Origin of the sequence: Pseudomonas sp. A014 (genome assembly GCF_052378495.1) — a bacterium.
Lineage (GTDB): Bacteria > Pseudomonadota > Gammaproteobacteria > Pseudomonadales > Pseudomonadaceae > Aquipseudomonas > Aquipseudomonas machongensis.
In genome coordinates, this window is sequence record NZ_CP199001.1 from 5,393,957 (window position 1) to 5,417,401 (window position 23,445).

General features: G+C 64.0%; 21 protein-coding genes and 1 riboswitch. Of the genes, 6 read left to right on the forward strand and 15 right to left on the reverse strand.

All coding sequences use genetic code 11. From position 1 onward, the window contains the following. Positions 1–95 precede the first annotated feature (95 nt). From ACTYOL_RS25025 to ACTYOL_RS25065, 9 genes are all read right to left on the reverse strand, one after another. Entirely contained in the window at positions 96–806 is a 711-nt protein-coding gene (locus tag ACTYOL_RS25025) for a PqiC family protein (protein ID WP_065863793.1), read from the reverse strand. 173 nt (positions 807–979) lie between these two features. Continuing rightward, positions 980–3,235 carry a DNA topoisomerase IV subunit A gene (gene parC, locus ACTYOL_RS25030; protein WP_065863794.1) on the reverse strand — a complete coding sequence of 752 codons (2,256 nt, stop codon included), beginning with the start codon at positions 3,233–3,235 and terminating at the stop codon, positions 980–982. A gap of 10 nt (positions 3,236–3,245) precedes the next feature. After that, positions 3,246–3,764, reverse strand: coding sequence for a retropepsin-like aspartic protease family protein (locus tag ACTYOL_RS25035; RefSeq protein ID WP_444757252.1), 519 nt, complete (start codon positions 3,762–3,764; stop codon positions 3,246–3,248). Beyond that, positions 3,761–4,747 carry an esterase-like activity of phytase family protein gene (locus ACTYOL_RS25040; protein WP_444757253.1) on the reverse strand — a complete coding sequence of 329 codons (987 nt, stop codon included), beginning with the start codon at positions 4,745–4,747 and terminating at the stop codon, positions 3,761–3,763. Before ACTYOL_RS25040 ends, ACTYOL_RS25035 begins: the two co-directional genes overlap by 4 nt. Continuing rightward, positions 4,744–6,648, reverse strand: a complete 1,905-nt coding sequence (gene parE / locus ACTYOL_RS25045; RefSeq protein WP_054893165.1) for a DNA topoisomerase IV subunit B — start codon at positions 6,646–6,648, stop codon at positions 4,744–4,746. The genes ACTYOL_RS25040 and parE overlap by 4 nt, the downstream gene beginning before the upstream one ends. 35 nt (positions 6,649–6,683) lie before the next feature. After that, positions 6,684–7,292, reverse strand: a complete 609-nt coding sequence (locus ACTYOL_RS25050) for a YqiA/YcfP family alpha/beta fold hydrolase (protein ID WP_153774218.1) — start codon at positions 7,290–7,292, stop codon at positions 6,684–6,686. Between the two features lie 155 nt (positions 7,293–7,447). Beyond that, positions 7,448–8,257, reverse strand: a complete 810-nt coding sequence (cpdA, locus tag ACTYOL_RS25055; protein WP_232233510.1) for a 3',5'-cyclic-AMP phosphodiesterase — start codon at positions 8,255–8,257, stop codon at positions 7,448–7,450. Between the two features lie 84 nt (positions 8,258–8,341). Beyond that, positions 8,342–8,794 (reverse strand): DUF1249 domain-containing protein, encoded by a 453-nt coding sequence (locus tag ACTYOL_RS25060; protein WP_054893162.1) that lies wholly within the window; start codon positions 8,792–8,794, stop codon positions 8,342–8,344. Then, on the reverse strand, positions 8,785–9,402 hold the full coding sequence (locus ACTYOL_RS25065) for an NUDIX domain-containing protein (protein WP_054893161.1): 618 nt from the start codon (positions 9,400–9,402) through the stop codon (positions 8,785–8,787). The genes ACTYOL_RS25060 and ACTYOL_RS25065 overlap by 10 nt, the downstream gene beginning before the upstream one ends. 172 nt (positions 9,403–9,574) lie before the next feature. Between ACTYOL_RS25065 and ACTYOL_RS25070 the strand changes: the two genes are divergently transcribed. Next, positions 9,575–10,321: an RsiV family protein gene (locus ACTYOL_RS25070; protein WP_153774219.1), complete on the forward strand. Its 747-nt coding sequence runs from the start codon at positions 9,575–9,577 to the stop codon at positions 10,319–10,321. On the opposite strand, the gene cytX is transcribed toward ACTYOL_RS25070, so the two are convergent. Both cytX and thiC read right to left on the reverse strand, forming a co-directional pair. Further along, positions 10,290–11,573 carry a putative hydroxymethylpyrimidine transporter CytX gene (gene cytX / locus ACTYOL_RS25075; protein ID WP_444757254.1) on the reverse strand — a complete coding sequence of 428 codons (1,284 nt, stop codon included), beginning with the start codon at positions 11,571–11,573 and terminating at the stop codon, positions 10,290–10,292. The two genes, ACTYOL_RS25070 and cytX, sit on opposite strands and share 32 nt — an antisense overlap. Positions 11,574–11,738: 165 nt before the next feature. Next, positions 11,739–13,619: a phosphomethylpyrimidine synthase ThiC gene (thiC, locus tag ACTYOL_RS25080; protein WP_197891964.1), complete on the reverse strand. Its 1,881-nt coding sequence runs from the start codon at positions 13,617–13,619 to the stop codon at positions 11,739–11,741. 158 nt (positions 13,620–13,777) lie between these two features. Next, positions 13,778–13,885, reverse strand: a riboswitch (TPP riboswitch). Between the two features lie 160 nt (positions 13,886–14,045). On the opposite strand from thiC, the gene ACTYOL_RS25085 reads away from it, so the two are divergent. Further along, complete coding sequence (locus ACTYOL_RS25085) at positions 14,046–15,482, forward strand: TolC family outer membrane protein (protein ID WP_054893157.1); 1,437 nt, start codon at positions 14,046–14,048, stop codon at positions 15,480–15,482. Between the two features lie 44 nt (positions 15,483–15,526). Here ACTYOL_RS25085 and ACTYOL_RS25090 read toward each other — a convergent pair whose 3' ends face one another. The 3 genes from ACTYOL_RS25090 to ACTYOL_RS25100 form a co-directional block, all read right to left on the reverse strand. Continuing rightward, positions 15,527–15,976: a hypothetical protein gene (locus ACTYOL_RS25090; RefSeq protein WP_153774221.1), complete on the reverse strand. Its 450-nt coding sequence runs from the start codon at positions 15,974–15,976 to the stop codon at positions 15,527–15,529. A 122-nt stretch (positions 15,977–16,098) separates the two neighbouring features. Continuing rightward, positions 16,099–17,379: a lipid IV(A) 3-deoxy-D-manno-octulosonic acid transferase gene (gene waaA / locus ACTYOL_RS25095; RefSeq protein ID WP_444757255.1), complete on the reverse strand. Its 1,281-nt coding sequence runs from the start codon at positions 17,377–17,379 to the stop codon at positions 16,099–16,101. A gap of 100 nt (positions 17,380–17,479) precedes the next feature. Beyond that, positions 17,480–18,370 carry a LysR family transcriptional regulator gene (locus ACTYOL_RS25100; RefSeq protein WP_112899311.1) on the reverse strand — a complete coding sequence of 297 codons (891 nt, stop codon included), beginning with the start codon at positions 18,368–18,370 and terminating at the stop codon, positions 17,480–17,482. A gap of 87 nt (positions 18,371–18,457) precedes the next feature. On the opposite strand from ACTYOL_RS25100, the gene ACTYOL_RS25105 reads away from it, so the two are divergent. The 4 genes from ACTYOL_RS25105 (at position 18,458) to ACTYOL_RS25120 (ending at position 21,848) form a co-directional block, all read left to right on the forward strand. Then, positions 18,458–18,790: a DMT family transporter gene (locus ACTYOL_RS25105; RefSeq protein WP_054893153.1), complete on the forward strand. Its 333-nt coding sequence runs from the start codon at positions 18,458–18,460 to the stop codon at positions 18,788–18,790. A 67-nt stretch (positions 18,791–18,857) separates the two neighbouring features. Further along, positions 18,858–20,033: an NAD(P)/FAD-dependent oxidoreductase gene (locus ACTYOL_RS25110; protein ID WP_197891966.1), complete on the forward strand. Its 1,176-nt coding sequence runs from the start codon at positions 18,858–18,860 to the stop codon at positions 20,031–20,033. Beyond that, a complete protein-coding gene (locus tag ACTYOL_RS25115; RefSeq protein ID WP_153774225.1) occupies positions 20,030–20,842 on the forward strand; it encodes an aldo/keto reductase in 813 nt (270 codons plus the stop codon). Before ACTYOL_RS25110 ends, ACTYOL_RS25115 begins: the two co-directional genes overlap by 4 nt. 37 nt (positions 20,843–20,879) lie before the next feature. Beyond that, positions 20,880–21,848 (forward strand): metal ABC transporter ATPase, encoded by a 969-nt coding sequence (locus tag ACTYOL_RS25120; RefSeq protein WP_153774226.1) that lies wholly within the window; start codon positions 20,880–20,882, stop codon positions 21,846–21,848. 75 nt (positions 21,849–21,923) lie between these two features. Here the strand turns inward: ACTYOL_RS25120 and hldE are convergent, their stop codons facing one another. Then, positions 21,924–23,345 carry a bifunctional D-glycero-beta-D-manno-heptose-7-phosphate kinase/D-glycero-beta-D-manno-heptose 1-phosphate adenylyltransferase HldE gene (gene hldE / locus ACTYOL_RS25125; protein ID WP_153774227.1) on the reverse strand — a complete coding sequence of 474 codons (1,422 nt, stop codon included), beginning with the start codon at positions 23,343–23,345 and terminating at the stop codon, positions 21,924–21,926. Positions 23,346–23,445: the final 100 nt, after the last annotated feature.

Below are 23,445 nucleotides of genomic sequence, written 5' to 3' on the forward strand. Positions count from 1 at the left end.
GCTGTGAAGCGACCTTGTGTCGTGAAGGACCAGCCATCCGGCCCCCATAAAAAAGCCCGCATCGCTGCGGGCTTTTTCATGTCTGTCGAATCAGATCAGAACCGATAGACTTCCATATCGGTGCGGATCGGAGAAGCCATCGGAATCCTCGACTTCTCCGGTTCCTTCTTGACCTGGACCGGAGCCGCTGGCTTTTTCGGCGCCTCTTCAGCGACCGCTGGCTGATTCGCCAGCGGCTTGACGGCAACGCTCAGCTGCTCGACCAGCTTCTGCAGCAACTGCCCCTGGGCCTGGACCTGCGAGGCCTCGCTGCCCTCATGCTGTTGCTCGAGGTGGACGATACGGTTGTCGCGCACATGACCACGACGATCCAGTACGCGCCACTGGGCATCGAGAATCGCCGGCTGGTTGGCGCCCGAGTCCAGGCGGGTGATCGACAGCAGCACCTGCACATCCGGCGTGAAGCCGGTGCTGGCAGGTGCAAGCACGACGCGCTGGCTGTCCAGGCGCCAGGCGAGCTGGCGCACCAGCAACTGGTCGATATCCGACGAAAGGCTGCCGGCCCAGCGACCGTCGGTCGCCGCGGTCAGGCTGCCATCGGGCTGACGTTGCAGAAAGGTTTCACGTTGCAGGTAGTCGGCTACCGATACCGGACCGAGCACGACCGCCATGCCGGCGGCCTGCGAAGGCTGGCCGGGGTCGCCGCTGTCGAGTTGGTACAGGGCCACCGGCTGGTGCATGCTGCACCCGCTCAGCCCCAGCAGACCCGTCATCAGCAGCGCAAATGGAAGGCGCAGAAATTTCATCATCCCATCCAAGCGGCCGCCGCCCGGCAACCGCAGTGATACTCGTGTGGATTCCCGCGGGCACACGGCCACGCCGGCCCCGCAAGGGGTGTATCATCCGCGAAATAGTCGCCGGACTCCAGCATTTCCGCCCGGAACGACGCTGAAAACGCCGTTCCAGACGAACAACCGGTTTACTCCGGGCGCTCCACGACCATGCCGTCGACGCGCTGGAATCCACGTGGCAATTTGCTACCACGACGCCCGCGTTCGCCTTTGTAATGTTCAAGGTCATCCGGCTTCAGTGACAGGGTACGCTTGCCAGCCTGCAATACAAGCGTCGATCCCTCGGCAATCACCGCCAGATCGGTGACGAATTCTTCACGACTGGCCACACGATCACCCGGTACGCCAATGATCTTGTTGCCCTTGCCCTTGCCCAGTTGTGGCAGGTCGGCAACCTTGAACACCAGCAGACGGCCTTCGGTGGTGACCGCTGCCAACCAGTCCTGCTCGCGGTCGGCGACCGGCCGTGGCGTCATCACCTTGGCGCCATTGGGCAGGCTCAGCAGCCCTTTGCCCGCCTTGTTCTTGGCCTGCAGGTCCTCGCCCTTGACCACGAAACCGTAGCCGGCATCGGACGCCACCACATACAACGCATCATCGTCCGGCAACAGCACGCACTCGAAGGTGGCGCCCGGCGGCGGCGTCAGACGCCCGGTCAGCGGCTCGCCCTGGCCACGGGCCGATGGCAAGCTGTGGGCTGCCAGCGAATAGCTGCGCCCGGTCGAGTCGATAAGCACCGCAAACTGGTTCGAACGCCCCGCCGCTGCAGCCTTGAAACCATCGCCAGCCTTGTACGAAAGGCCCGTGGCATCGATGTCATGGCCCTTGGCACAACGTACCCAGCCTTTTTCCGACAGCACCACGGTGACCGGCTCGGTCGGCATCAGCTCGTTTTCCGACAGAGCCTTGGCCTCGGCGCGCTCGACGATTGGCGAGCGGCGATCGTCGCCATAGGTTTCGGCGTCCTTGATCAGTTCGCTGCGTACCAGCTTGCGCAGCTTCGTCTCGCTGCCCAGCAAGGCCTGCAGCTTGGCCTGCTCCTTGAGCAACTCGTCCTGCTCGCCACGGATCTTCATCTCTTCCAGGCGCGCCAGCTGACGCAGGCGGGTCTCGAGGATGTAGTCGGCCTGGATCTCGGTCAGCTCGAAACGCTCGATCAGCGCCTGTTTGGGATGATCCTCGGTGCGGATGATGTGAATCACTTCATCCAGGTTGAGGAAGGCGGTGAGCAAGCCGTCCAGCAGGTGCAGGCGCTTCTCGACCTTGTCGAGGCGGAACTGCAGGCGCCGGCGCACGGTGCCGATGCGGAACTGCAGCCACTCCTGCAACAGCGCGCGCAGGTTCTTCAACTGAGGACGGCCATCGAGGCCGATGATGTTGACGTTGACCCGGTAGCTGTTTTCAAGATCGGTGGTGGCGAACAGGTGCTGCATCAGCTCGTCGGCATCCACACGATTGGAGCGCGGGATGATGACGATGCGGCACGGGTTCTCGTGGTCCGACTCGTCACGCAGGTCGGCGACCATCGGCAGCTTCTTGTTCTGCATCTGCGCGGCGATCTGCTCCAGCACCTTGGCGCCGGAAACCTGATGCGGCAGCGCGGTGACAACGATGTCGCCGTCTTCGACTCGGTACACCGCGCGCATGCGAATCGAGCCCTTGCCGGTTTCGTAGATCTTCTGGATCTCGGACCGTGGCGTGACGATCTCCGCTTCGGTTGGGTAGTCAGGGCCCTGGATGTGCTCGCACAGTTGCTCGATGGTCGCCTTGGGCTCGTCGAGCAGGCGCACGCAGGCGCTGGCGACTTCGCGCAGGTTGTGCGGCGGCACGTCGGTGGCCATGCCCACGGCGATGCCGGTGGTGCCATTGAGCAGGATGTTCGGCAAACGTGCCGGCAATACCTGCGGCTCCTGCAGGGTGCCGTCGAAGTTCGGCACCCAGTCGACGGTGCCCTGGCCCAGCTCGCTGAGCAGCACTTCCGAGTAGCGCGACAGCCGCGCCTCGGTGTAACGCATGGCGGCGAACGATTTCGGATCGTCCGGCGCACCCCAGTTGCCCTGACCGTCGACCAGCGTGTAGCGGTAGCTGAACGGCTGCGCCATCAGCACCATGGCTTCATAGCACGCCGAGTCGCCGTGGGGGTGGAACTTGCCGAGCACGTCGCCGACGGTACGCGCCGACTTCTTGTGCTTGGAATCGGCATCCAGCCCCAACTCACTCATGGCATAGACGATGCGCCGCTGCACCGGCTTGAGGCCGTCGCCGACGTGCGGCAAGGCGCGGTCCATGATCACGTACATGGAATAGTTGAGGTAGGCCTGTTCGGTGAAGTCGGCCAGGGAACGGCGTTCGACGCCTTCGAGACTGTCCAGTAAGTCGCTCATGCGAGCCTCGTCATTTCAGGTTCTGGCGCAGCAGCATGGTGCCGCCGCGCTGAGTAAATTCAAGTTGTTTCAAAGCGCTCATGCCGAGCAACACCGTCTGTCCGTCCAGCCCCGGCACTACCAAAGCACGCACATCGTGTAGGCGGATATCCCCCAGTTGCAGGCTATCGAGCCGGGTGCGATAGCCCTCGGTGCGGCCATTGGCGGTACTGAGCATCACCGGCGCGCCGCGCTGTAGCGCCAGATCGCGAGCCAGTGCCTCGGGGATCGCCACATCGGTGGCACCGGTGTCGAGCATGAAGTGCACGACCTTGCCGTTGATCGCGCCATCGGCGACGAAGTGGCCCTGGCCATTGCTCAGCAGCCGCACCTCGATAAAGTCTTCGCCGCGTTCGGACTGCACGACACTGTTGGGGTTCTGCTGGCGATCCTCCCACTGCCCGAAAAAACGCGTGGCGAGAAACATCGCCGCCGCCCAGGCGAGGACCATCAGTACCCGCCCCGCCCACTTGCCCGCTGGCTGGCTCAAGGCTTGCCGCTCCAGCCGCCCGCTGGCGCGGCAAAGCGCCAGACGACAGGGCGGTTTTCACCATCGGCACGGGTGCCGTTGTTGTTGTCCAGGCCGATCCAGGCGCCGTCCTTGTCGACCACCAGAGCTTCGGCCAAGCCGAACGGCTGGTCGTAGCGACGCGTGTCGACCAGGGCATCGGCGGCGAACGACCAGCAGCGCTCGACCGCACCGGTGTCGGCGTCACGCCGGCAAATGCGGAAGGCATTGCGTTCCAGGGTGAACAGTTTGCCGTCGAACAGTGCAAGGTCCGCGAAATCCCGCGACAGCGCCCGCGAGCCTGGCATCTGTGACGGTTGCATCTCCACCCCTGCCTCGCTGAGCAGCACACAGCTGCGTCCGCAGGTCCATACCGCTTGCTGACGCTGCACGGCGATCAGCCCCCGACGCTCGCGCTCGGCAGCCAACCACAGGCGGTCACCGGCCGGATTGATGGCCAGGCCCTCGAACAAGGCATTGAAGTGCAACAGCATGCCGCTGGCACGGGCCTGGCGAACCATGGCCGGATCGATCCTCAGCCAGTTCGGCTCGCCCTCGACCGGCAATTGCAGCACCGCCGCATGCGCCTCGCTGACCACATAGAAGTTGCCCGCGCTGTCACAGGTGAAGCCTTCGAAATCCAGCTCGCCGCCACGGATGAACGACACTGCCCAATTTCGCGACTTCAGCCCCCAGGGCAGCCCGCTCTCCGGTACCGGCGGCGGGGTGAACACCAGGGCCTCGGCACGCCACACGCCATCCTGCTGTTCAAGCCGGTAGATTCGATCGTCGTCGCGGTCCGAGACGCCCCACAGGGCGCCACGGCACTGGGCCAGGCCCGACAGGTTACCGCCGCGCATGCCCTCGATCGGGTGCTCGGCGGTGAGCTTGAGCTCCGGCCAGTCGCTGGCGAAACTCGTCAGGCTGGCCAGCGCGAGCAAGGCTGCGACAAGCAGACGAATCAAACCAGGACCTCGGCCAGGTTGCCTTTGGTCTCCAGCCAGTTCTTGCGATCGCCCGCACGCTTCTTGGCGAGCAGCATGTCCATGATCTCGGTGGTACCGGCGAGGTCATCCAGGGTGAGCTGCACCAGGCGCCGGGTGTTCGGGTCCATGGTCGTTTCGCGCAATTGTGGCGGGTTCATTTCGCCCAGCCCCTTGAATCGGGTGACCTGGGGCTTGCCGCGCTTCTTCTCGGCGACCAGACGGTCGAGAATGCCGTCTCGCTCGGCCTCGTCGAGGGCGTAGTAGATCTCCTTGCCCAGGTCGATACGGTACAGCGGCGGCATGGCAACATAGACGTGTCCGGCCTCGACCAGCGGGCGGAAATGCTGGACGAACAACGCGCACAGCAGCGTGGCGATGTGCAAGCCGTCGGAGTCGGCGTCGGCGAGAATGCAGATCTTGCCGTAGCGCAGTTGCGACAGGTCGGTGGCACCCGGATCGACCCCGATGGCCACGGCAATGTTGTGCACCTCCTGGCTGGCAAGCACTTCGCCGCCATCGACTTCCCAGGTGTTGAGGATCTTGCCGCGCAGGGGCAGGATCGCCTGGAACTCCTTGTCACGCGCCTGCTTGGCCGAACCACCTGCAGAGTCGCCCTCGACCAGGAACAGTTCGGCACGCATCGGATCCTGTCCGGCGCAGTCGGCCAGTTTGCCGGGCAATGCCGGCCCTTGGGTGATGCGCTTGCGCTCGACCTTCTTGCTCGCCTTGAGGCGTCGGCCGGCATTGCTGATCGCCAGCTCAGCCAGTTGCATGCCCAGCTCCGGGTGGGCGTTGAGCCACAGGCTGAAGGCATCCTTGACCACACCGGAAACGAACGCCGCGGCCTCGCGGGACGACAGGCGCTCCTTGGTCTGGCCGGAGAACTGCGGTTCCTGCATCTTCATCGAGAGCACGAAGGTGATGCGTTCCCACACGTCCTCGGGCGCCAGCTTGACGCCACGCGGCAGCAGGTTGCGGAACTCGCAGAACTCGCGCATGGCATCGAGCAGGCCTTGGCGCAGGCCGTTGACGTGGGTGCCCCCCTGGGCGGTAGGGATCAGGTTGACGTAGCTTTCCTGGACGCTGTCGCCACCCTCGGGCAGCCACAGCAGCGCCCAGTCCACAGCTTCTTTATTACCGGCCAGGCTGCCGCAGAACGGCTCGTCGGGCAGGCGCTGGAATTCACTGACCGAGTCGACCAGGTACGAGCGCAGACCATCCTCGTAGTGCCACTCGACCTTCTCGCCAGTGCCCTTGTCCTCGAAGCTGATCGACAGCCCCGGGCACAGCACGGCCTTGGCCTTGAGCACGTGCTTGAGGCGGCTGATGGAGAACTTGGCCGAATCGAAATACTTGGGATCGGGCGCGAAGTAGACACTGGTGCCGGTGTTGCGCTTGCCGACCGTGCCGATCACCTCAAGCTCGGTGGCCTTGAAGCCATCGGCGAAGGTCATCTGGTACTCGTTGCCGTCACGCTTGACCCGCACGCGGACCTGGGTCGACAGGGCGTTGACCACCGAAATGCCCACGCCGTGGAGGCCGCCGGAGAACTGGTAGTTCTTGTTGGAGAACTTGCCACCGGCGTGCAGCTTGGTAAGGATCAGCTCGACGCCCGAGACGCCTTCTTCAGGGTGGATATCCACCGGCATGCCGCGACCATCGTCGCTGACTTCCAGCGAGTGGTCGGCGTGCAGCACGACCTGGATCGACCGGGCATGACCGGCGAGGGCTTCGTCGACGCTGTTGTCGATGACTTCCTGGGCCAGGTGGTTGGGCCGGCTGGTGTCGGTATACATGCCCGGCCGCTTGCGGACCGGGTCAAGGCCGGAGAGGACTTCGATGGCGTCTGCGTTATAGGCGCTAGCGCTGGGATTGGCCATGGGTTCTCGTCGTCAGTCTGGTGAATGCAAAAAGGTCAAAATACAGAAAAATCAAGCGCGTCATACTGCGCCCTGGCAATGCCGGCGAAGGCCAGCAAGGCCGGCAGACGCTGGGCGAAGCCTTGGAAGCTGTGGTCGCCGCCGGCCTCGATACGCAGGGCACAGGCACGGTAATAACGCTCGGCATGGCGATAGTCCAGCGTTTCATCGGCGGTCTGCAACCACACTTGATAGCGTGAGGCATCCTCGGGGGGTGGCACTTCCAGTTCGGCCAGGGCCTGCACGTGATCGTGGGTCAGCTCCCAGGTTTCACCGCTGTAGTGGTTTCGCTGAGTACCGAGATAGCCGTCGAAATGCTTGTGCGGGGTCACTGCCGGATTGACCAGCAGGGCCTTGAGGCCATGGCGCTCAGCCAGGTGCGTGGCATAGTAGCCGCCGAGGGAGCTGCCGACCAGCAGCGGCGTGCCGAGTTCGGCGATGCACGCTTCGAGCTGAGCCATCGCCTGGCGCGGATGATGGTGCAGTTCGGGGACGCGCAGCTGCGCGCTCAAACCGAGCTGTTGCATCACCGCCGCGAGCTGGCGCGCCTTGGTGGACAGCGGCGAGCTGTTGAAGCCATGGATATAGAGGATGGAACCCGACATGCTGCCCCCGGAATCTGTGGCTTCGCGCCCGACGATGCGGGCACAGGGACGCGCAGTGTAGCGCGTTCGCCGGGTTTTGGCGCAAGGGTGGGATTTTCGCAACACAATCTTCAAATCCAACGACAGGCGCGACCTTCGCAGGAGCGGTAAACCTGTCAGTAACCCGGGCTGTTGAAATCCAGGGTCACCACGAAATCCCTCGCCCGCTCGACGCCGGTCTCCAGCCGTCCGTCGGCATGCAACCGTAGCCAGCGATACCCTGGCTGCTCTTCACTGACCTTGAAGTCCTCGCTGCGCGCGGCGAACTGGATGCAGGTCGAGGGCGTGGCCAGCAAGCGAATACCGTCGCGGACCTCGTCCCACTCCTGATGGATGTGACCCCACAGCAACGCCTTCACCTGTGGATATGCCCGCAGACGCTGCAGCAGCTCATCGGCATTGCGCAAGCCGATCGGTGCAATCCAGGCGCAGCCGATATCCACCGGCTGGTGGTGGCAGCACACCAGGCAGTGGCGCTCCCCCACCGATGCCAGCGCGTTATCGAGGGTCGAGAGCTGGTCTTGTTCAAGAAGCCCATGGGTAGCACCCAGCACCGCCGAGTTGAGCATCACCACGCGCCAGGCGCCAATGTCGGTAACGGCATGGACCAGATCTGGCGCCACACGCGCCATGACCCTGGCCTCGTCATGGTTGCCCGGCAACCAACGGGTCGGCACGGCAAAACCATCCGTCAGCTCTCGGAACGCAGCGTAGGACGCCACGCTGGCGTCCTGGGACAGGTCCCCGGTGCACAGCAACAGGTCGATGCGTGGTTGCTCGCGACGCACCTGGCTCACCACGTGGCGCAGACTGTCACGGGTGTTGAGGCCTAGCAGGGTGCCAGCCGGATCAGCGAACAGGTGGGCGTCGGTGAGCTGCACCACATGCACCGGAGCCTGTACGGAAGGAATTGGTGAATGCGACAAAGGCCGTCTCCTTGATCGGATTCGGCACGATTATGGCCGTAGAAAGCGTTGGAGCAAATACTCGAAACCAACCGACGTCACATTTCAACGCACGGTTTCGTACTCGTGGCCGCAGGCCAGGCAATGGCTCAGCCATTCACCGAGGAACAGGTTGAGCTGGGCCTTCTCGTCGGGTTGGTGCATGGCCGCGTTGGGGTACGGATAGATGCTGCGCAGGCGCCGAGCGTGCTCGGCACTCACCACTTCGGCCATGCGCGCATCGTGATAGACCTGTACCTCGAGTTGCGGCACCGGCAGCCACGGCAGGCTGTGCTCCTGGCATATCCGCAGCGTGGTGGTGTAGGGGCAGGCCAGCACCACGTCGAGCACCAGCACGCCAAGCATCTGGTCGCCCTGGGTCATGCCGATGCGTCGCGAGCTTTGCGTGGTGCGCATGTCCGGCAGCAGGCGCATCAGCCGTGCGTAATTGGCCTCGCAGGCAGCCTGCAGGCCGACGAGGTCGACCCGGTAGCGTTCGCGCAGCAGGTTCACTTCCACATCCCCCGGACTTCGTCACGGTTCAGCGCCAGCCACTGCAAGGCGATGATGCTTGCCGCGTTGGCGATGCGCCCGTCGCGAACCGCCTGCAAGGCATCCTCGAACGACCAGACGCGCACGCGGATATCCTCGCCCTCTTCTTCCAGCCCATGCAGGCCACCGGCACCCTCGCTGCTGCATCGCCCGAGGAACAGATGGACATACTCGTCACTGCCGCCAGGCGACGGGAAGTATCGGGTCATCGGCCACAGTGCGGAGAAGCTCAGGCCTGCCTCTTCTTCGGCTTCACGGTGGGCGACCTCCTCAGGTTGCTCATCCTTGTCGATCAGCCCGGCGACCAGCTCGATCAGCCAGGGGTTGTCGGTCTTGTCCAGCGCACCGACGCGAAACTGTTCGATCAGCACCACTTCGTCACGCAGCGGATCGTAGGGCAGCACGCAGACGGCATCGTGGCGCACGAACAGCTCACGGCTGATCTCGCGCCCCATGCCACCGGCGAACAACTCGTGGCGCAGGCGCACCTTGTCGAGCTTGTAGAAGCCCTGGAAGCAATTGGCCCGTTCGACGATCTCGACCGCCTTGGGCACCGAATTCAAGGTGTCTGACATGGAATTCCTCATTACATCAACGACTGCGTCGCGCCATCCTACTCTGCGTGCCGCCACCTTTCATCCCTTTCCGGCGACCGGGACAGGCTGTCCTCACTCTGTTAGCTTAGTGGCGAACCGAAGGCCCTGCCGACGGTCCAAGGCCGATCATCCATGTTCTGCAAGGATCACCATGACGTTCGTCAAACTGACTGCCGTCGCCCTGCTGGCGTTGACCCTCGGCGCCTGCCAGAGCCTGTTCACGCCCAACTATCGCGCACCGCTCGAGGTCAAGCGCGACGCCTGGGAACACGTCAAACCCGGTTGCAGCGAGCGTGATTGCCCGCTGGTGAACATCGACACCGTGCACTTCCCGGCGCTGCCCAAGCTCGATGCCATCGTCGAGCGTCGCTTGCTGCAACTGACCGAAGACAACCAGCGCGGTACCACACCCACCACATTGCAGCAGTATGAGCAGCAATACCTGGCCAGCGCACAAGCGCGCAACAGCAGCTACCTGCAGGCCAAGGTACGCGAGCAGCATGACGGACTGGTGATCGTCGAGCTGTCCAGTTACCTGGACAGCGGCGGTGCCCACGGCATGCCGGGGCGGGCCTTCATCAACTATTCACGCAAGCAGGACAAGGTGCTCACGCTCCAGGACATGCTGGTGCCTGGCCAGGAAGAGACGTTCTGGAAGACCGTCGAGGAGTCGCACCGCGCCTGGCTGATCAGCACCGGCATGGACAAGGACGCCGAGTTCGTGAAGACCTGGCCATTCAAGCGTTCGCCGCACATCGCCCTGACGTACGGCGCGGTGGTGGTGAAGTATGAGGTTTACGCGATCGCGCCCTATTCCATGGGCCACGTCGAACTGAAGATCCCTTATCCGCGCCTGAACGGCGTCATCAAGCCCGAACTGTTTCCCGGCCGCGGATAGCACCCAGTACCCCATATAGGCCACCTGCCAGCAGCAAGGCTGGCAGGGTCGCCCCAAGCTCCGGCGCCTCGTTCGCCAGCAGGTGGTAGACCACCACCCCCGCCAGCCAGGCCAGCAGCGCCGGCCAATGCAGCCCCGGCACCTGCTGCGGCAGGCGGCGACGGCGGATCACGAAGTGATCCACCAGCACCACACCGAACAGCGGCGCGAACACCGAACCGATCAACAGCAGGAAGTTCTGGTACTGGGCCAGCGGTGCCAACAGTGCGATCAGGGTGCACAGCAGACCGATCGCCAGCGCCAGGTGCTCGACCTTCAGCTTCACCAGCAGCCCCGTGGACACTGCCGCCGAATGGATGTCGGCAAAGGCGTTTTCCGACTCGTCCAGCAGGATAAGCAACAACGGGATACCCAGCCCTGCACCAGCCAGCGCCAGCAGCAAGGCATTCACCTCGCCGCTCGGAGCGAACGCCAGGGTGTAGGCCACGCCCAGGCTCATCAGCCAGGCGTTGCCGATGAAAAAGCCCAGCGCGGTGCTGCCGAAGACTCGGCTGGCACGCTTGCCGAAGCGCGAGTAGTCGGCGATCAGTGGCAGCCACGATAGCGGCATGGCGATGACGATATCGAACCCCACCGCCAGCGACAGCGAGCCATCGCCCGGGCGCCGCCAGAGGTCGGCAAGATCGGCCTTGGCGAACAGATTCCATGTCAGCCACAGGCAGGCGCCGAGCAGCAGCCAGATCCCCCACTTGCGCAACACCTTGCGCACGAAGGCCAACGGGCCGCTGACGGCCAGCAGGGTTGCCAGCGCGCCGAAGCACAGGGTCCAGAGCAGCGGGCTGTTCCAGGCACTGCCTTCGCCGAAGGTGCGTGCGCCCAGCAGGCTGGCGGCGTCACGCATGACAATGATCTCGAAAGATCCCCAGCCGACCAGTTGCAGCAGGTTGAGCAGCGCCGGCAGACGCGCGCCATGGCGCCCCAGCGACAGGCGAAGACCGGCCATCGCAGAGAGGCCGGTATCGCTGCCGGTCACCCCCACTGCCGCCAGCAACAGCACCCCGACCGCCGTACCGAGCACGATCGCCAGCACCGAGCCCGCCAGGCCCAGGCCCGGTGCGAGCAAGGCACCGACCTGCAGGACCATCAGGCCGATGCCGAGGGAGAACCACAACGAGAACAGGTCGCGGGCGCCGAACAGGCGCTGGCTGGAGGGGACAGGGTGATCGGGGGAGAAATGGCTGGGGGTGGTCATTGGAAGGGGCGCCAAAGGGGTTGGGATGTGTGGTGAAGCCTCCGGCACTTTCGCGGGCAAGCCCGCTCCTACGAGCTTGTGGGAGCGGGCTTGCCCGCGAAAGGGCCGGAGGCCTCGATACAAATGCAACGGCAGAGTGGCTCACCACCACCCTGCCGGCATCACTTACACCTTGTGATAAAGCTGGCTGCCTTCCTGGCGGAACCGCTCGGCCTGCTCGCGCATGCCCTGCTCGGCGGTCACATCCACGGCTTCGATCTTGGCCGCGTACTCGCGCACTTCCTGGGTGATCTTCATCGAACAGAACTTCGGCCCGCACATCGAGCAGAAGTGCGCAACCTTGGCCGATTCCTTGGGCAGGGTCTCGTCGTGGAACGAGCGTGCGGTGTCCGGATCCAGGCCGAGGTTGAACTGGTCTTCCCAGCGGAACTCGAAGCGCGCCTTGGACAACGCGTTGTCACGGATCTGTGCACCCGGGTGGCCCTTGGCAAGGTCAGCAGCATGCGCGGCGATCTTGTAGGTGATGATGCCGGTCTTGACGTCATCCTTGTTCGGCAGGCCCAGGTGCTCCTTGGGCGTGACGTAGCAGAGCATGGCGCAGCCGAACCAGCCGATCATTGCCGCACCGATACCGGAGGTGATGTGGTCGTAGCCCGGTGCGATGTCGGTGGTCAGCGGGCCGAGGGTGTAGAACGGCGCCTCGTCGCAGCACTCCAGCTGCTTGTCCATGTTCTCCTTGATCAACTGCATCGGCACATGGCCTGGGCCTTCGATCATGCACTGCACGTCGTGCTTCCAGGCGATCTTGGTCAGCTCGCCGAGGGTTTCCAGTTCACCGAACTGGGCTGCATCGTTGGCGTCGGCGATCGAGCCCGGACGCAGGCCATCGCCTAGCGAGAAGCTGACGTCGTAGGCCTTCATGATTTCGCAGATCTCGTCGAAGTGCGTGTAGAGGAAGTTCTCCTTGTGATGCGCCAGGCACCACTTGGCCATGATCGAACCGCCACGGCTGACGATGCCGGTGACGCGCTTGGCGGTCAGCGGCACATAGCGCAGCAATACGCCGGCATGGATGGTGAAGTAGTCCACGCCCTGCTCGGCCTGCTCGATCAGGGTGTCGCGGAACAGCTCCCAGGTCAGGTCTTCGGCAACGCCGTTGACTTTTTCCAGGGCCTGGTAGATCGGCACAGTGCCGATCGGGACCGGCGAGTTGCGAATGATCCACTCGCGGGTCTCGTGGATGTGCTTGCCGGTGGACAGGTCCATGACCGTGTCCGAGCCCCAACGGATACCCCAGGTCAGCTTGGCCACTTCTTCCTCGATCGAGGAACCCAGGGCGCTGTTGCCGATGTTGCCGTTGATCTTCACCAGGAAGTTGCGGCCGATGATCATCGGCTCGAGTTCGGTGTGGTTGATGTTGGCAGGGATGATCGCGCGACCGCGGGCGATCTCTTCACGTACGAATTCGGGGGTGATCTCCTTCGGGATGCTGGCCCCGAAGCTGTGACCGCCGTGCTGCTGGTCGAGCAGGCCGGCAGCGCGGGCCTCCTGCAGTTTCATGTTCTCGCGGATGGCGACGTATTCCATCTCGGCGGTGATGATGCCCCGGCGTGCGTAGTGCATCTGCGAGACGTTGGCACCGGCCTTGGCGCGGCGTGGGTTGCGGACGTGGGCGAAGCGCAGCTTGGCGAGTTCGGCGTCGTTCAGGCGCTGCTGGCCGAAATTCGAGCTCAGGCCTTCCAGGCGCTCGGTATCGCCACGCGCGTCGATCCAGGCCGAACGCACATCGCCCAGGCCCTTGCGCACATCGATGATGACGTTGGGATCGGTGTAGGGGCCGGAAGTGTCATAGACCAGCACCGGCGCGTTCTTCTCGCCGCCGAAGTCGGTGGGGGTGTCGTGCAGGCTGATCTCGCGCATGGGCACGCGGATGTCCGGGCGCGAGCCCTGGACGTAGACCTTGCGCGAATTGGGCAAGGGTTGCACGGACTGCTGGTCGACTTTGGCCGACTCGCTCAGGCTGATCGCTTTTTCTTGTTTACTCATCACAGGCTCTCCAGACAGCTTCCTAGCGGGCGGAATGTCGGGGAGAACCTGAAAGGCGCGGACGCACCCCTTGGATGGAGTGCAGTGCCGGATACATGGGGTGCCTTGGCTGCATGACAGCCTGACATTCCCGGACCTGGCACAAGAGGCTCCCCGGGAAGGCGAGCAATCTTGTTCCCTACGCAGGCGCTAACCTGATCAGGTTCAACGGGATCCGGAAACTCTCCGATCTCAGCCTTCGATTCAAGGCACCCCGACAAGAACGTGCGCAGTCTAGACTGGAGTGGTCGGCAAAGCCAAGCGCGTAAATGCACGAGAGACGAAAGGTGCAACAGGCGGATTGTTGCCGACAGCCAGCGGCACTACACTGGCGCATCGCACGATACTCAACAGTTCAGAAATTCAATTTCGTACAAGGATTGCCCTATGCTGCGCAAACTTTCACTGGCGATTGCCGTGTCTTGTGCGTCCAACGGAGTGGTCTGGGCAGCGGATGTGCCCACGACGGTGAAGACCGACCTGGTCAGCGTCTACCAGGAAGCGGTGAACAACAACGCCGACCTCGCCGCCGCCCGCGCCGACTACGGCGCCCGCCGTGAAGTGGTGCCGCAGGCCAGGGCAGGCCTGCTGCCCAATCTGTCCGCCGGCGCGGAAATGATGAACACCCGCACCAAGCTGGACGAACCCTCGATCACCTCCAACCGCAGCGGTAACTCCTGGAGTGCCACACTGTCGCAGCCGATCTTCCGTGCCGACCGCTGGTTCCAACTGCAGGCCGCCGAGGCGGTCAACGAGCAAGCGGCGCTGGAGCTGTCGGCCACCGAGCAGAACCTGATCCTGCAAACGGCCGAAAACTATTTCGCCGTCTTGCGCGCGCAGGACAACCTGGCCTCGACCAAAGCCGAGGAAGCAGCGTTCAAGCGCCAGCTCGACCAGTCCAACGAGCGTTTCGACGTCGGGCTCTCCGACAAGACCGACGTGCTGCAATCCCAGGCCAGCTACGACACCGCCCGTGCCAATCGGATCATCGCCGAGCGCCAGGTGCAGGACGCCTTCGAGGCGCTGGTGACCCTGACCAACCGCGAGTACGGGTCGCTGCAAGGTGTGGTCCACAGCTTGCCGGTGCAGGTACCGGCGCCCAACGACGCCAAGGCCTGGGTGGAGACCGCCGCACGGCAGAACCTCAACCTGCTGGCGACCAACCACGCCGTCGATGCCGCCGAGGAAACCTTGCGCCAGCGCAAGGCCGGCCACGCCCCGACCCTCGATGCCGTGGCGCGTTACCAGAAGGGCGACAACGACAACCTCGGCTTCACCAACCCTGCGCCGCAACCCGGCGTGCGCTACGGCGGTGACGTGGAGCAGACCAGCATTGGCCTGCAACTGAACATTCCGATCTATAGCGGCGGGCTGACCAGCTCACAGGTGCGTGAAGCCTATGCCCGCCTGAGCCAAAGCGAACAGCAGCGCGAAAGCCTGCGCCGCCAGGTGGTGGAGAACACTCGCAACCTGCACCGCGCGGTGAATACCGATGTGGAGCAGGTGCAGGCCCGCAAACAGTCGATCATCTCCAACCAGAGCGCCCTGGAAGCCACCGAGATCGGCTACCAGGTCGGCACCCGCAACATCGTCGACGTGCTCGACGCGCAGCGCCAGCTCTACACTTCGGTGCGCGACTATAACAACAGCCGCTACGACTACATCCTCGACAACCTTCGTCTCAAGCAGGCCGCCGGCACGCTGAGCCCGCAAGACCTTCAAGACCTGGGGCGCTACCTTAAAGCCGACTACAACCCGGACAAGGACTTCCTGCCACCGGATCTTGCGGCCGCAGCCGCGAAAAACTTCGAGCGGCGGCCCTGAAGAACATGACAAGGGGCGAGCTGGCGGCTCGCCCCTTGTGCAGTTCAGTCCATGACAAATTTCACGGTATTTCGATTACCATTCTGCGTCAGCTCATGCGTGCAGGAGGCCAACTCGGGGCCCGTCGAGCTTGCAGAGGGCTGCAGACTCGATGTTTCGACGGTGTACTTGATAGAGTAGCTGCAGGTGCGGGCACCGCTACCCAGCGAGAACGACTCGTGGAAGTCTTCACTCCCCAGCTCCCGCGGAACGAAAAACAACCCTCCCCGACTTTCATCGTCCACGTTGTACGAAGCTTGGTCGTCCACAACGAAGGTGTCACCATTCACATCGACGTTTGCGTTAGGATCCGCATGATCCACGAGCATCTCAATCCAGGGACTGTCGAACCCCCCGGCCTCGATCGGCCGAGGTGCCAGGTACGCGAATGCGGGAAGCGACGCCGTGAGCAAAGCAAAAGACAGGATAAAAGAGCGCATGTTGTAGTTCTCCATTAGAGATGCCCCAGCGGCATCCTCATGTCGAGCCTACTGCCATCCCACTCAGCCACATCGCCACATAATTACCACCCTGATCTCGTGCCGAACACATGCATGGAGATGGTCGAAAGAGGACATCATGAGCGCGTCTGAATGAGCCTCCCAAGGGCCTCGAGCAATCGTTGCAGGGCACCCTGGTTGGCCTGCATCACCGCCCTGCCCGCCTCGCCCATGCGCCGGCAATCCTGTGGAAGCTCAACTAGGCGTCGGACCGCAGCAGCCAGCCCTTCGGCATCGTCAACTTGCTGCAACGCACCGGCTTCACGCAACATCGCGCTGATCTCGAGGAAGTTGAACACGTGCGGGCCGGTAATCACCGGCAATGCGAGCGCTGCCGGCTCCAGCGGATTGTGTCCACCAGTGGGCACCAGACTTCCGCCGACGAAGGTGATATCGGCCAAGGCGTAGAGGAACATCAACTCGCCCATGGTATCGCCAAGCAAGGCCTGGACCTGCCCGTCTACCGCCGCACCCGAAGAACGTCGCACCGTGGTGAAACGTTCGCGACACAGTTCATGCACCGCATCGAAACGCTCCGGGTGACGTGGCACCAGGATCACGAGTGCATCGCCATGCACCTGCAGCAGGCGCTGGTGGGCTTCGAGAATGAGCGCATCCTCGCCCTCATGAGTGCTTGCAGCGATCCACACCGGCCGCTGCAGGGCCGACCACTGCTCGCGCAACTGGCGTGCACGTGGCAGCAGCTGATCGTCCACCTTCAGGTCGAACTTGATCGAACCGGTCACCTGCACGCACTGCGCGCGGGCGCCCAGACTGCGAAAACGCTCGGCCTCGGTCTCGGTCTGTACCGCAATCAGGCTCATCTCTTCGAGCATCGGCCGGGTCAGGCCGGCGAAACGGGCATAACCGCGTGCCGAACGCTCCGACAACCGCGCATTGGCCAGGGCCACGGGAATACCGCGCCTGGCGCACTGGTGGATATGGTTGGGCCACAGTTCGGTTTCCATGATGATGCCCAGCTTCGGACGCACATGATCGAGAAAGCGCGCCGCTGCCCAGGGCAGATCATAGGGCAGATAGCAGTGCTGGACTCGTGGCTCGCTGGCGAACATCGCGCGGATACGCTCCGAGCCGGTCGGGGTCATGCAGGTCAGCGTGATGGGCAGGTCCGGGTAAGCCGTGAGCAGTGCCTTGACCATCGGCGCCGCAGCGATGCTCTCGCCCACCGATACCGCATGCACCCAGATACCGCCCTGGCGCATGGCCGGAAGCTTGCAGGCAAAGCGCTCGGCGATGCGCTGGCGATACGCTGGCGCCTTGCGCCCACGCAGGAACAGGCGCAGCGCAACCAGCGGCAGGCCCAGGTGAAACAGCAGGGTGTAGAGGGTTCTGTTCATGGCGCCGCAGTTTACTAGGGTCTGTCTGAAATGTGTCTGCACTCGCCCATACTACGTTGAAGACAGCCACCTCAGATTCACGGGAAAAAGGTCTGTCAGACTAGCCGATTGCCCGCAGGTGCATGGCAAAGCGCTCAGCCAGCCATTGGGCTGCCGGCCCAAGCGGCTCGTCGCGCCGCCAGGCCAGCTCGGCAACCAGCGCCGGCGGGCGCCATTCGCTATCGAGCTCGACCATGTGCGCCTGGTACGTCGGGTACTGCACCACATGCCGTGGCAGCCAGGCCCAGCCCAGACCGCGCATCAGCAACTCGGCCATGACGTAGAAGCTGTCGGCACGCCAGACCTGAGCGCTGACCGGCTCGCCGCCCGGATAGTCGCTGTCCTGTGGGGCGATGAGCAACTGCCGGTGACGCGCCAGCTGCTGACAGGTTACCCGTCCGGCATGGGCAAGCGGATGATGCGCAGCACAGACCGTGACCATCTCGACACTGCCCAGGGTACGGCGCTCCAGCGAGTCCGGGATGCTTTCGTGATGAAAAAACAAGCCGAGATCTGCCCGCCGCCCGACCAGCTTGCGCGCCACGTCGCCCTGTGCGCCACTGGCCAGTTGCACCTGGAGAAAAGGGAACTGGCTGGCCAACTCATCAAGGCTGTCGATCACCGGCTGGTAGGGCATGGCTTCGTCCTGGGCCACCCGCAGCAGCGGTTCCTGGCCGCGCATCAAGGCCTGGGCGCGACCATCGAGCCGCTCGCACTGGCGCAACAACTCCTGAGCGTCACGCAGCAAGGCTTCGCCACTTTCGGTCAGACGCGGCTGACGACCACTGCTGCGTTCGAAAAGGATCACGCCAAGGTCTGCTTCAAGCAGCGCAATGGCGTTGCTCACGGCCGACTGCGCCTTGCGCTGGGCACGGGCCACGGCAGAAAACGAGCGTAGCTCGGCGACCTGGACGAAAAGCCGCAACTGTTCAAGGTTCCACTGTTCGGCCATTACCTATCTCCAGAATCGATAGGTAATGACTTTACCGCAATCAGGAACAACCTAGAATGCCCGACCAGTAACCAGAGGAAACCGATCATGAATGCCTACACCTATCTCGCCATTGCCATCTGCGCCGAGGTCATCGCCACCGCTTCGATGAAAGCGGTCAAGGGCCTGAGTACGCCGTTGCCGTTGCTGCTGATGGTGTGTGGCTATGCCGTGGCCTTCTGGATGCTCACGCTGGTGGTGCGCAGCATTCCAGTGGGTATCGCCTACGCGGTGTGGTCCGGCATGGGGATCGTGCTGATCAGCATCGCAGCGCTGGTGATCTATGGGCAGAAGCTGGATGTACCGGCCATGCTAGGGATGGCGATGATCGTAGGGGGTGTGGTGGTGATCCAGCTCTTCTCCAAGACTGCTGGGCATTGATCGATAGGCAACATTGCCGGGCACGGGCTGTATACTGGGCAATCGTTCCAGTTTTCGAGGTGCCCGCATGCCATCCGCCATTTCCACTGACGTACTCATCGTCGGCGCCGGGGTCGCAGGCCTCTGGCTCAATGCCCGGCTACGTCGCCAGGGCTATTCGACGGTGCTGGTGGAGCGCGCCACCCTTGGCGGCGAGCAGACCATCAAGTCCCAGGGCATCATCCATGGCGGCACCAAGTACGCCCTGCACGGCGCGCTGACCGGCGCTTCGGAGGCCATCGCCGACATGCCGCGGCGCTGGCGCGAGGCCCTGGCCGGCAGCGGCGAGCTGGACCTGCGCGACACCCGCCTGCTCTCCGATGCCCACTATCTATGGTCGCCCGGCACTTTGGCCGGCAACCTCACCAGCTTCTTCGCCAGCAAGGCCGTGCGCGGCCGGGTCGATCAGGTCAAGGGCGAGCAGTTGCCACCGGCCCTGCAGGACCGCGCCTTCAAAGGCAAGGTCTACCGTCTGGCCGAGCTGGTCATCGATGTACCCAGCCTGCTCGGCAACCTCGCGCAACTGGCCGGTGACAGCCTGCTCGCTGGCGAGCGGATCGAGCCCCTGCACGAAGGCCAGGCGCTGGTCGGCCTGAAGGTCGATGGTCGCGAGATTCGCGCCCAACGCATCGTGCTCAGTGCTGGCGGCGGCACCGAGGACCTGTTGCATGCGCTCGGCCTGAGCCAGCCCGCGCAGCAGCGCCGGCCACTGCACATGGTCCTGGCCAAAGGCCCCAACCTCAAGCCGCTGTACGCCCACTGCCTGGGCGGCGGTCCCAAGCCACGGGTCACCGTGACCACCCACCCGGCGGCCGATGGCCAGTGGGTCTGGTACCTGGGCGGCGACCTCGCCGAAGCCGATGGCGTGGCACGCGAGCCGGCCGCGCAGATTGCCGCAGCGCAAAAAGAGATCGCCGGCCTGCTGCCCTGGGTCGATCAAAGCCAGGTGCGCTGGGCCACCTTGCGCGTCGATCGCGCAGAGCCCGCACAGTCGGGCCTGGTACGCCCCGACAACGCCTTCCTCAGCGAGCAGGAGCGCCTGCTGGTTGGCTGGCCGACCAAGCTGGCGCTGGCGCCAGACTTCTCCGACCGCGTCCTGGCCGCCTTCGAGCGCGATGGTATTTGCCCGAGCGCCCAGGCCGACCTGACGGACTTGCCGCGTCCACCACTCGGCGTGCCGGCCTGGGAGCAACTGCTGCCATGAGCCTGCCGACCCTGCACGATTTCCACCGTCCCTTGGGCGACACCGGCCTGAAGGTATCGCCACTGGGGCTGGGCACGGTCAAGCTTGGCCGCGACCAGGGCGTGAAGTATCCCAACGGTTTCACCATCCCCGGCGACGACGAGGCCCGCCTGCTGCTGTCGCAGGCGCGCGAGCTGGGCATCAACCTGATCGACACCGCGCCGGCCTATGGTCGCAGTGAAGAGCGTCTCGGCCCATTGCTGCGTGGCCAGCGTAACGACTGGATCATCGTCAGCAAGGTCGGCGAAGAGTTCGAAAACGGCCTGTCCCACTTCGATTTCAGCGCCGCCCATACCCGACGCTCGGTCGAGCGCAGCCTCAAGCGCCTGGAAACCGACCGTATCGAGCTGGTTCTGGTGCATTCCGACGGCAACGACCTGGCCATCCTCGAGCAGCAAGAGGTCTACCAGACACTCGCCGCACTCAAGCAGGAGGGTAAGATCCTCGGCTATGGCTTTTCCGGCAAGACCGCCGCCGGCGGCCTGAAAGCACTGGAACAGGGCGACTGCGCGATGATCACCTACAACCTCAACGAGCAGGCGGAGCGTCCGGTGCTGGACTACGCTGCCGAACACGGCAAGGCCATCCTGGTGAAGAAGGCCCTGGCCAGCGGGCATATCTGTCTGTCTCCAGGAGTCGACCCGGTCCAGGCCAGCTTCGAGCTGCTGTTCGCCCATCCGGGGGTCAGCAGTGCTATTGTCGGCACCATCAATCCGTTGCACCTGGCCCACAACGTGGCCACCGTCGCCCGTATTCTGGGCCAGGCCTGAGCCGCTCACGCGGCCGCCGAATGCAAGGAGGAGCCTCGTGGCGCGTACGCTTATCCGCAAGAACCCGAGCAACTTCAAGACCCTGCCGCTGCATGTCGAAGCCACCCCGGAACGCCTGAGCTACCAGAGCATCGGTATGCCGCTGAACTTCGCGCAGACCCTGCAACGGCGCAAGGCGATCCAGCTGGATGACAGCGAACGCTTCGTCATCGAACTGGCCAACCTGGGCGTTTCGGTACGCCTGACCCTCAACTGGCAGAACCGCGACTACTGGGTGCTGGTGCGCCAGCGCCGCCAGGACCGCGGCGATGTCGTACTCAAGCTGATCTCCGGTTACGTACCTGCCCAGGAGCTCAACCTCCCGCTGCACACGGCCATCCAGGAAGTGGCAGAAGAATGCCTGCTGGAAACCCCGGAAGGCTGGTTGGGCGGACGTTTCAACGACACTTGGCTACCCGCCCCTTATGCCGCGGCCCTGCACTACCGCGAAGCCCTGCCCTTCACCCTGAGCCCGGCCTCGGGCGCGGCGCGGCCGGTACACTGCGGCAACCTGATGCTGCTCGAGCGACCACGGGCCTATGTGCACCTGCCCACCGCCTCGCTGCAACTGATTTACGATCTGCGTCTGCAAATACCCAAAGAGGCCAAGTCGCTCAGCCTGTTTCACGTCGACGAGCGCCTGGAAGGCGACCAACTGGTGGCTCGGCTCAACCGCAAGCGCCCTGATCTGTATCTGATGCCCCTAAAGGACGGCAAGCCACTGGCGGAGCTGTACACCCTGAAGAAGGATCAGTTGATACCCGCGAGCACACGCGGGCTATACCTGGCCGAAAGCTTCGCCCTGCAGGATGGGTGGGTGGTGAGGGAAGAGCGCGTGCGCTGGCGGGATTGGGTGCGTCAGCAAGGGCTGGTGGAGAGCCGGCCCGAGAAGCCTTCGCACCTGCAGCGGTTCAGCGACAAGGCGCGGGCGTTGCTGCAGCGGGCAAAGACCACACTGCATAAATAGCAGCAGCGGCGCCTGGCCGCTGCAACCTGCCCCGCGATCACAGGCAAGGCCGGTGATACGCGATGCAGCACCTGCTTAGTTCTTGCGGATCTTCTCGACGATCGCGGTGGTCGAGCTGTTCTCGACCAAACCCAGCACTTTCACCGTGCCGCCATAGGCCTTGACGATATCCGCACCGACCACCTGGTCGATCCCGTAGTCGCCGCCTTTGACCAGCACATCCGGCTTGACCTGGCGCAGCAGGTTTTCGGGCGTTCCCTCAGGGAAACTGATGACCCAGTCCACCGCCCCCAGGCCGGCGAGCACCGCCATGCGGCGATCAACGCTGTTGATCGGACGCCCAGGCCCCTTGAGACGGCTGACCGAAGCATCGTCGTTGATCGCAACGATGAGGCGATCCCCCTGGGAACGGGCCTGCTCCAGATACGTCACATGCCCGGCATGGAGAATGTCGAAACAACCATTGGTGAAGACGATCTTCTCGTTGTGCGCACGCGCGTCGTCGATGGCCAGCAGCAACTGCTCGAGCCCCAGCACCCCGCGCTCGGAGCCTTCTTCGCGCTGGATCGCCCGGCGCAACTCCGGGGCGCTGATGGCTGCGGTACCCAGCTTGCCGACGACGATGCCCGCGGCCAGGTTGGCCAGGGCCACCGCGTGCGGCAGGTCCTCGCCTGCGGCAATGGCAGCCGCCAGCGTCGAGATGACGGTATCGCCAGCACCGGTGACGTCGAACACCTCGCGGGCGCGGGCCGGCAGGTGCAAGGCCGGATGACCGGTGCGCAGCAGGGTCATGCCATGTTCCCCGCGGGTCACCAGCAACGCGCCGAGGTCAAGATCGTCGAGTAATTGCAAACCCTTGGCGACCAGCTCGGCTTCATCGGCGCAACGCCCGACGATGGTCTCGAACTCGCTGAGGTTGGGGGTGATCAGGCTGGCACCGCGATAGATGGAAAAATCCTTGCCCTTGGGGTCGGCCAGTACCGGGATGCCCTTGCTGCGAGCAGCCTGGATCAGCGACTGGTGGTTCTTCAGCGCGCCCTTGCCGTAATCCGACAGCACCAGCACCTTGACGCCTTCGAGCAGCGCATCGACCTCGGCCCCCAGCGACAGCGGATCGGTGGCGAAGGGCTCTTCGAAATCGATGCGCAGCAGTTGCTGGTGGCGGCTCATGACCCGCAGCTTGACGATGGTGGGCTGGTGCGCAATGCGCTGGAACACCGAGCGCACACCAGCGGCCTGCAGGCTGTTGGCCAGGCTGTCGGCCGCTTCGTCCTGGCCGGTGACGCCCACCAACGAAGCCGGGGCGCCAAGCGCCGCGATGTTCAAGGCAACGTTGGCCGCACCGCCGGGCCGATCCTCGATCTGGTCGACCTTGACCACCGGCACCGGCGCTTCAGGCGAGATACGCGAGGTACCGCCATGCCAGTAGCGGTCGAGCATCACATCGCCGACCACGAGTACCGGGGCTTGATCGAAACGCGGCATGGACAACTTCATGGGCAACCCATATGGAAAAATGAACAGGGGCAGGATATTAGCACACGGCAGCCGGCGGCTTTAACGCCAACTGCGGCGGGGACAATTCCAGTGACAATCG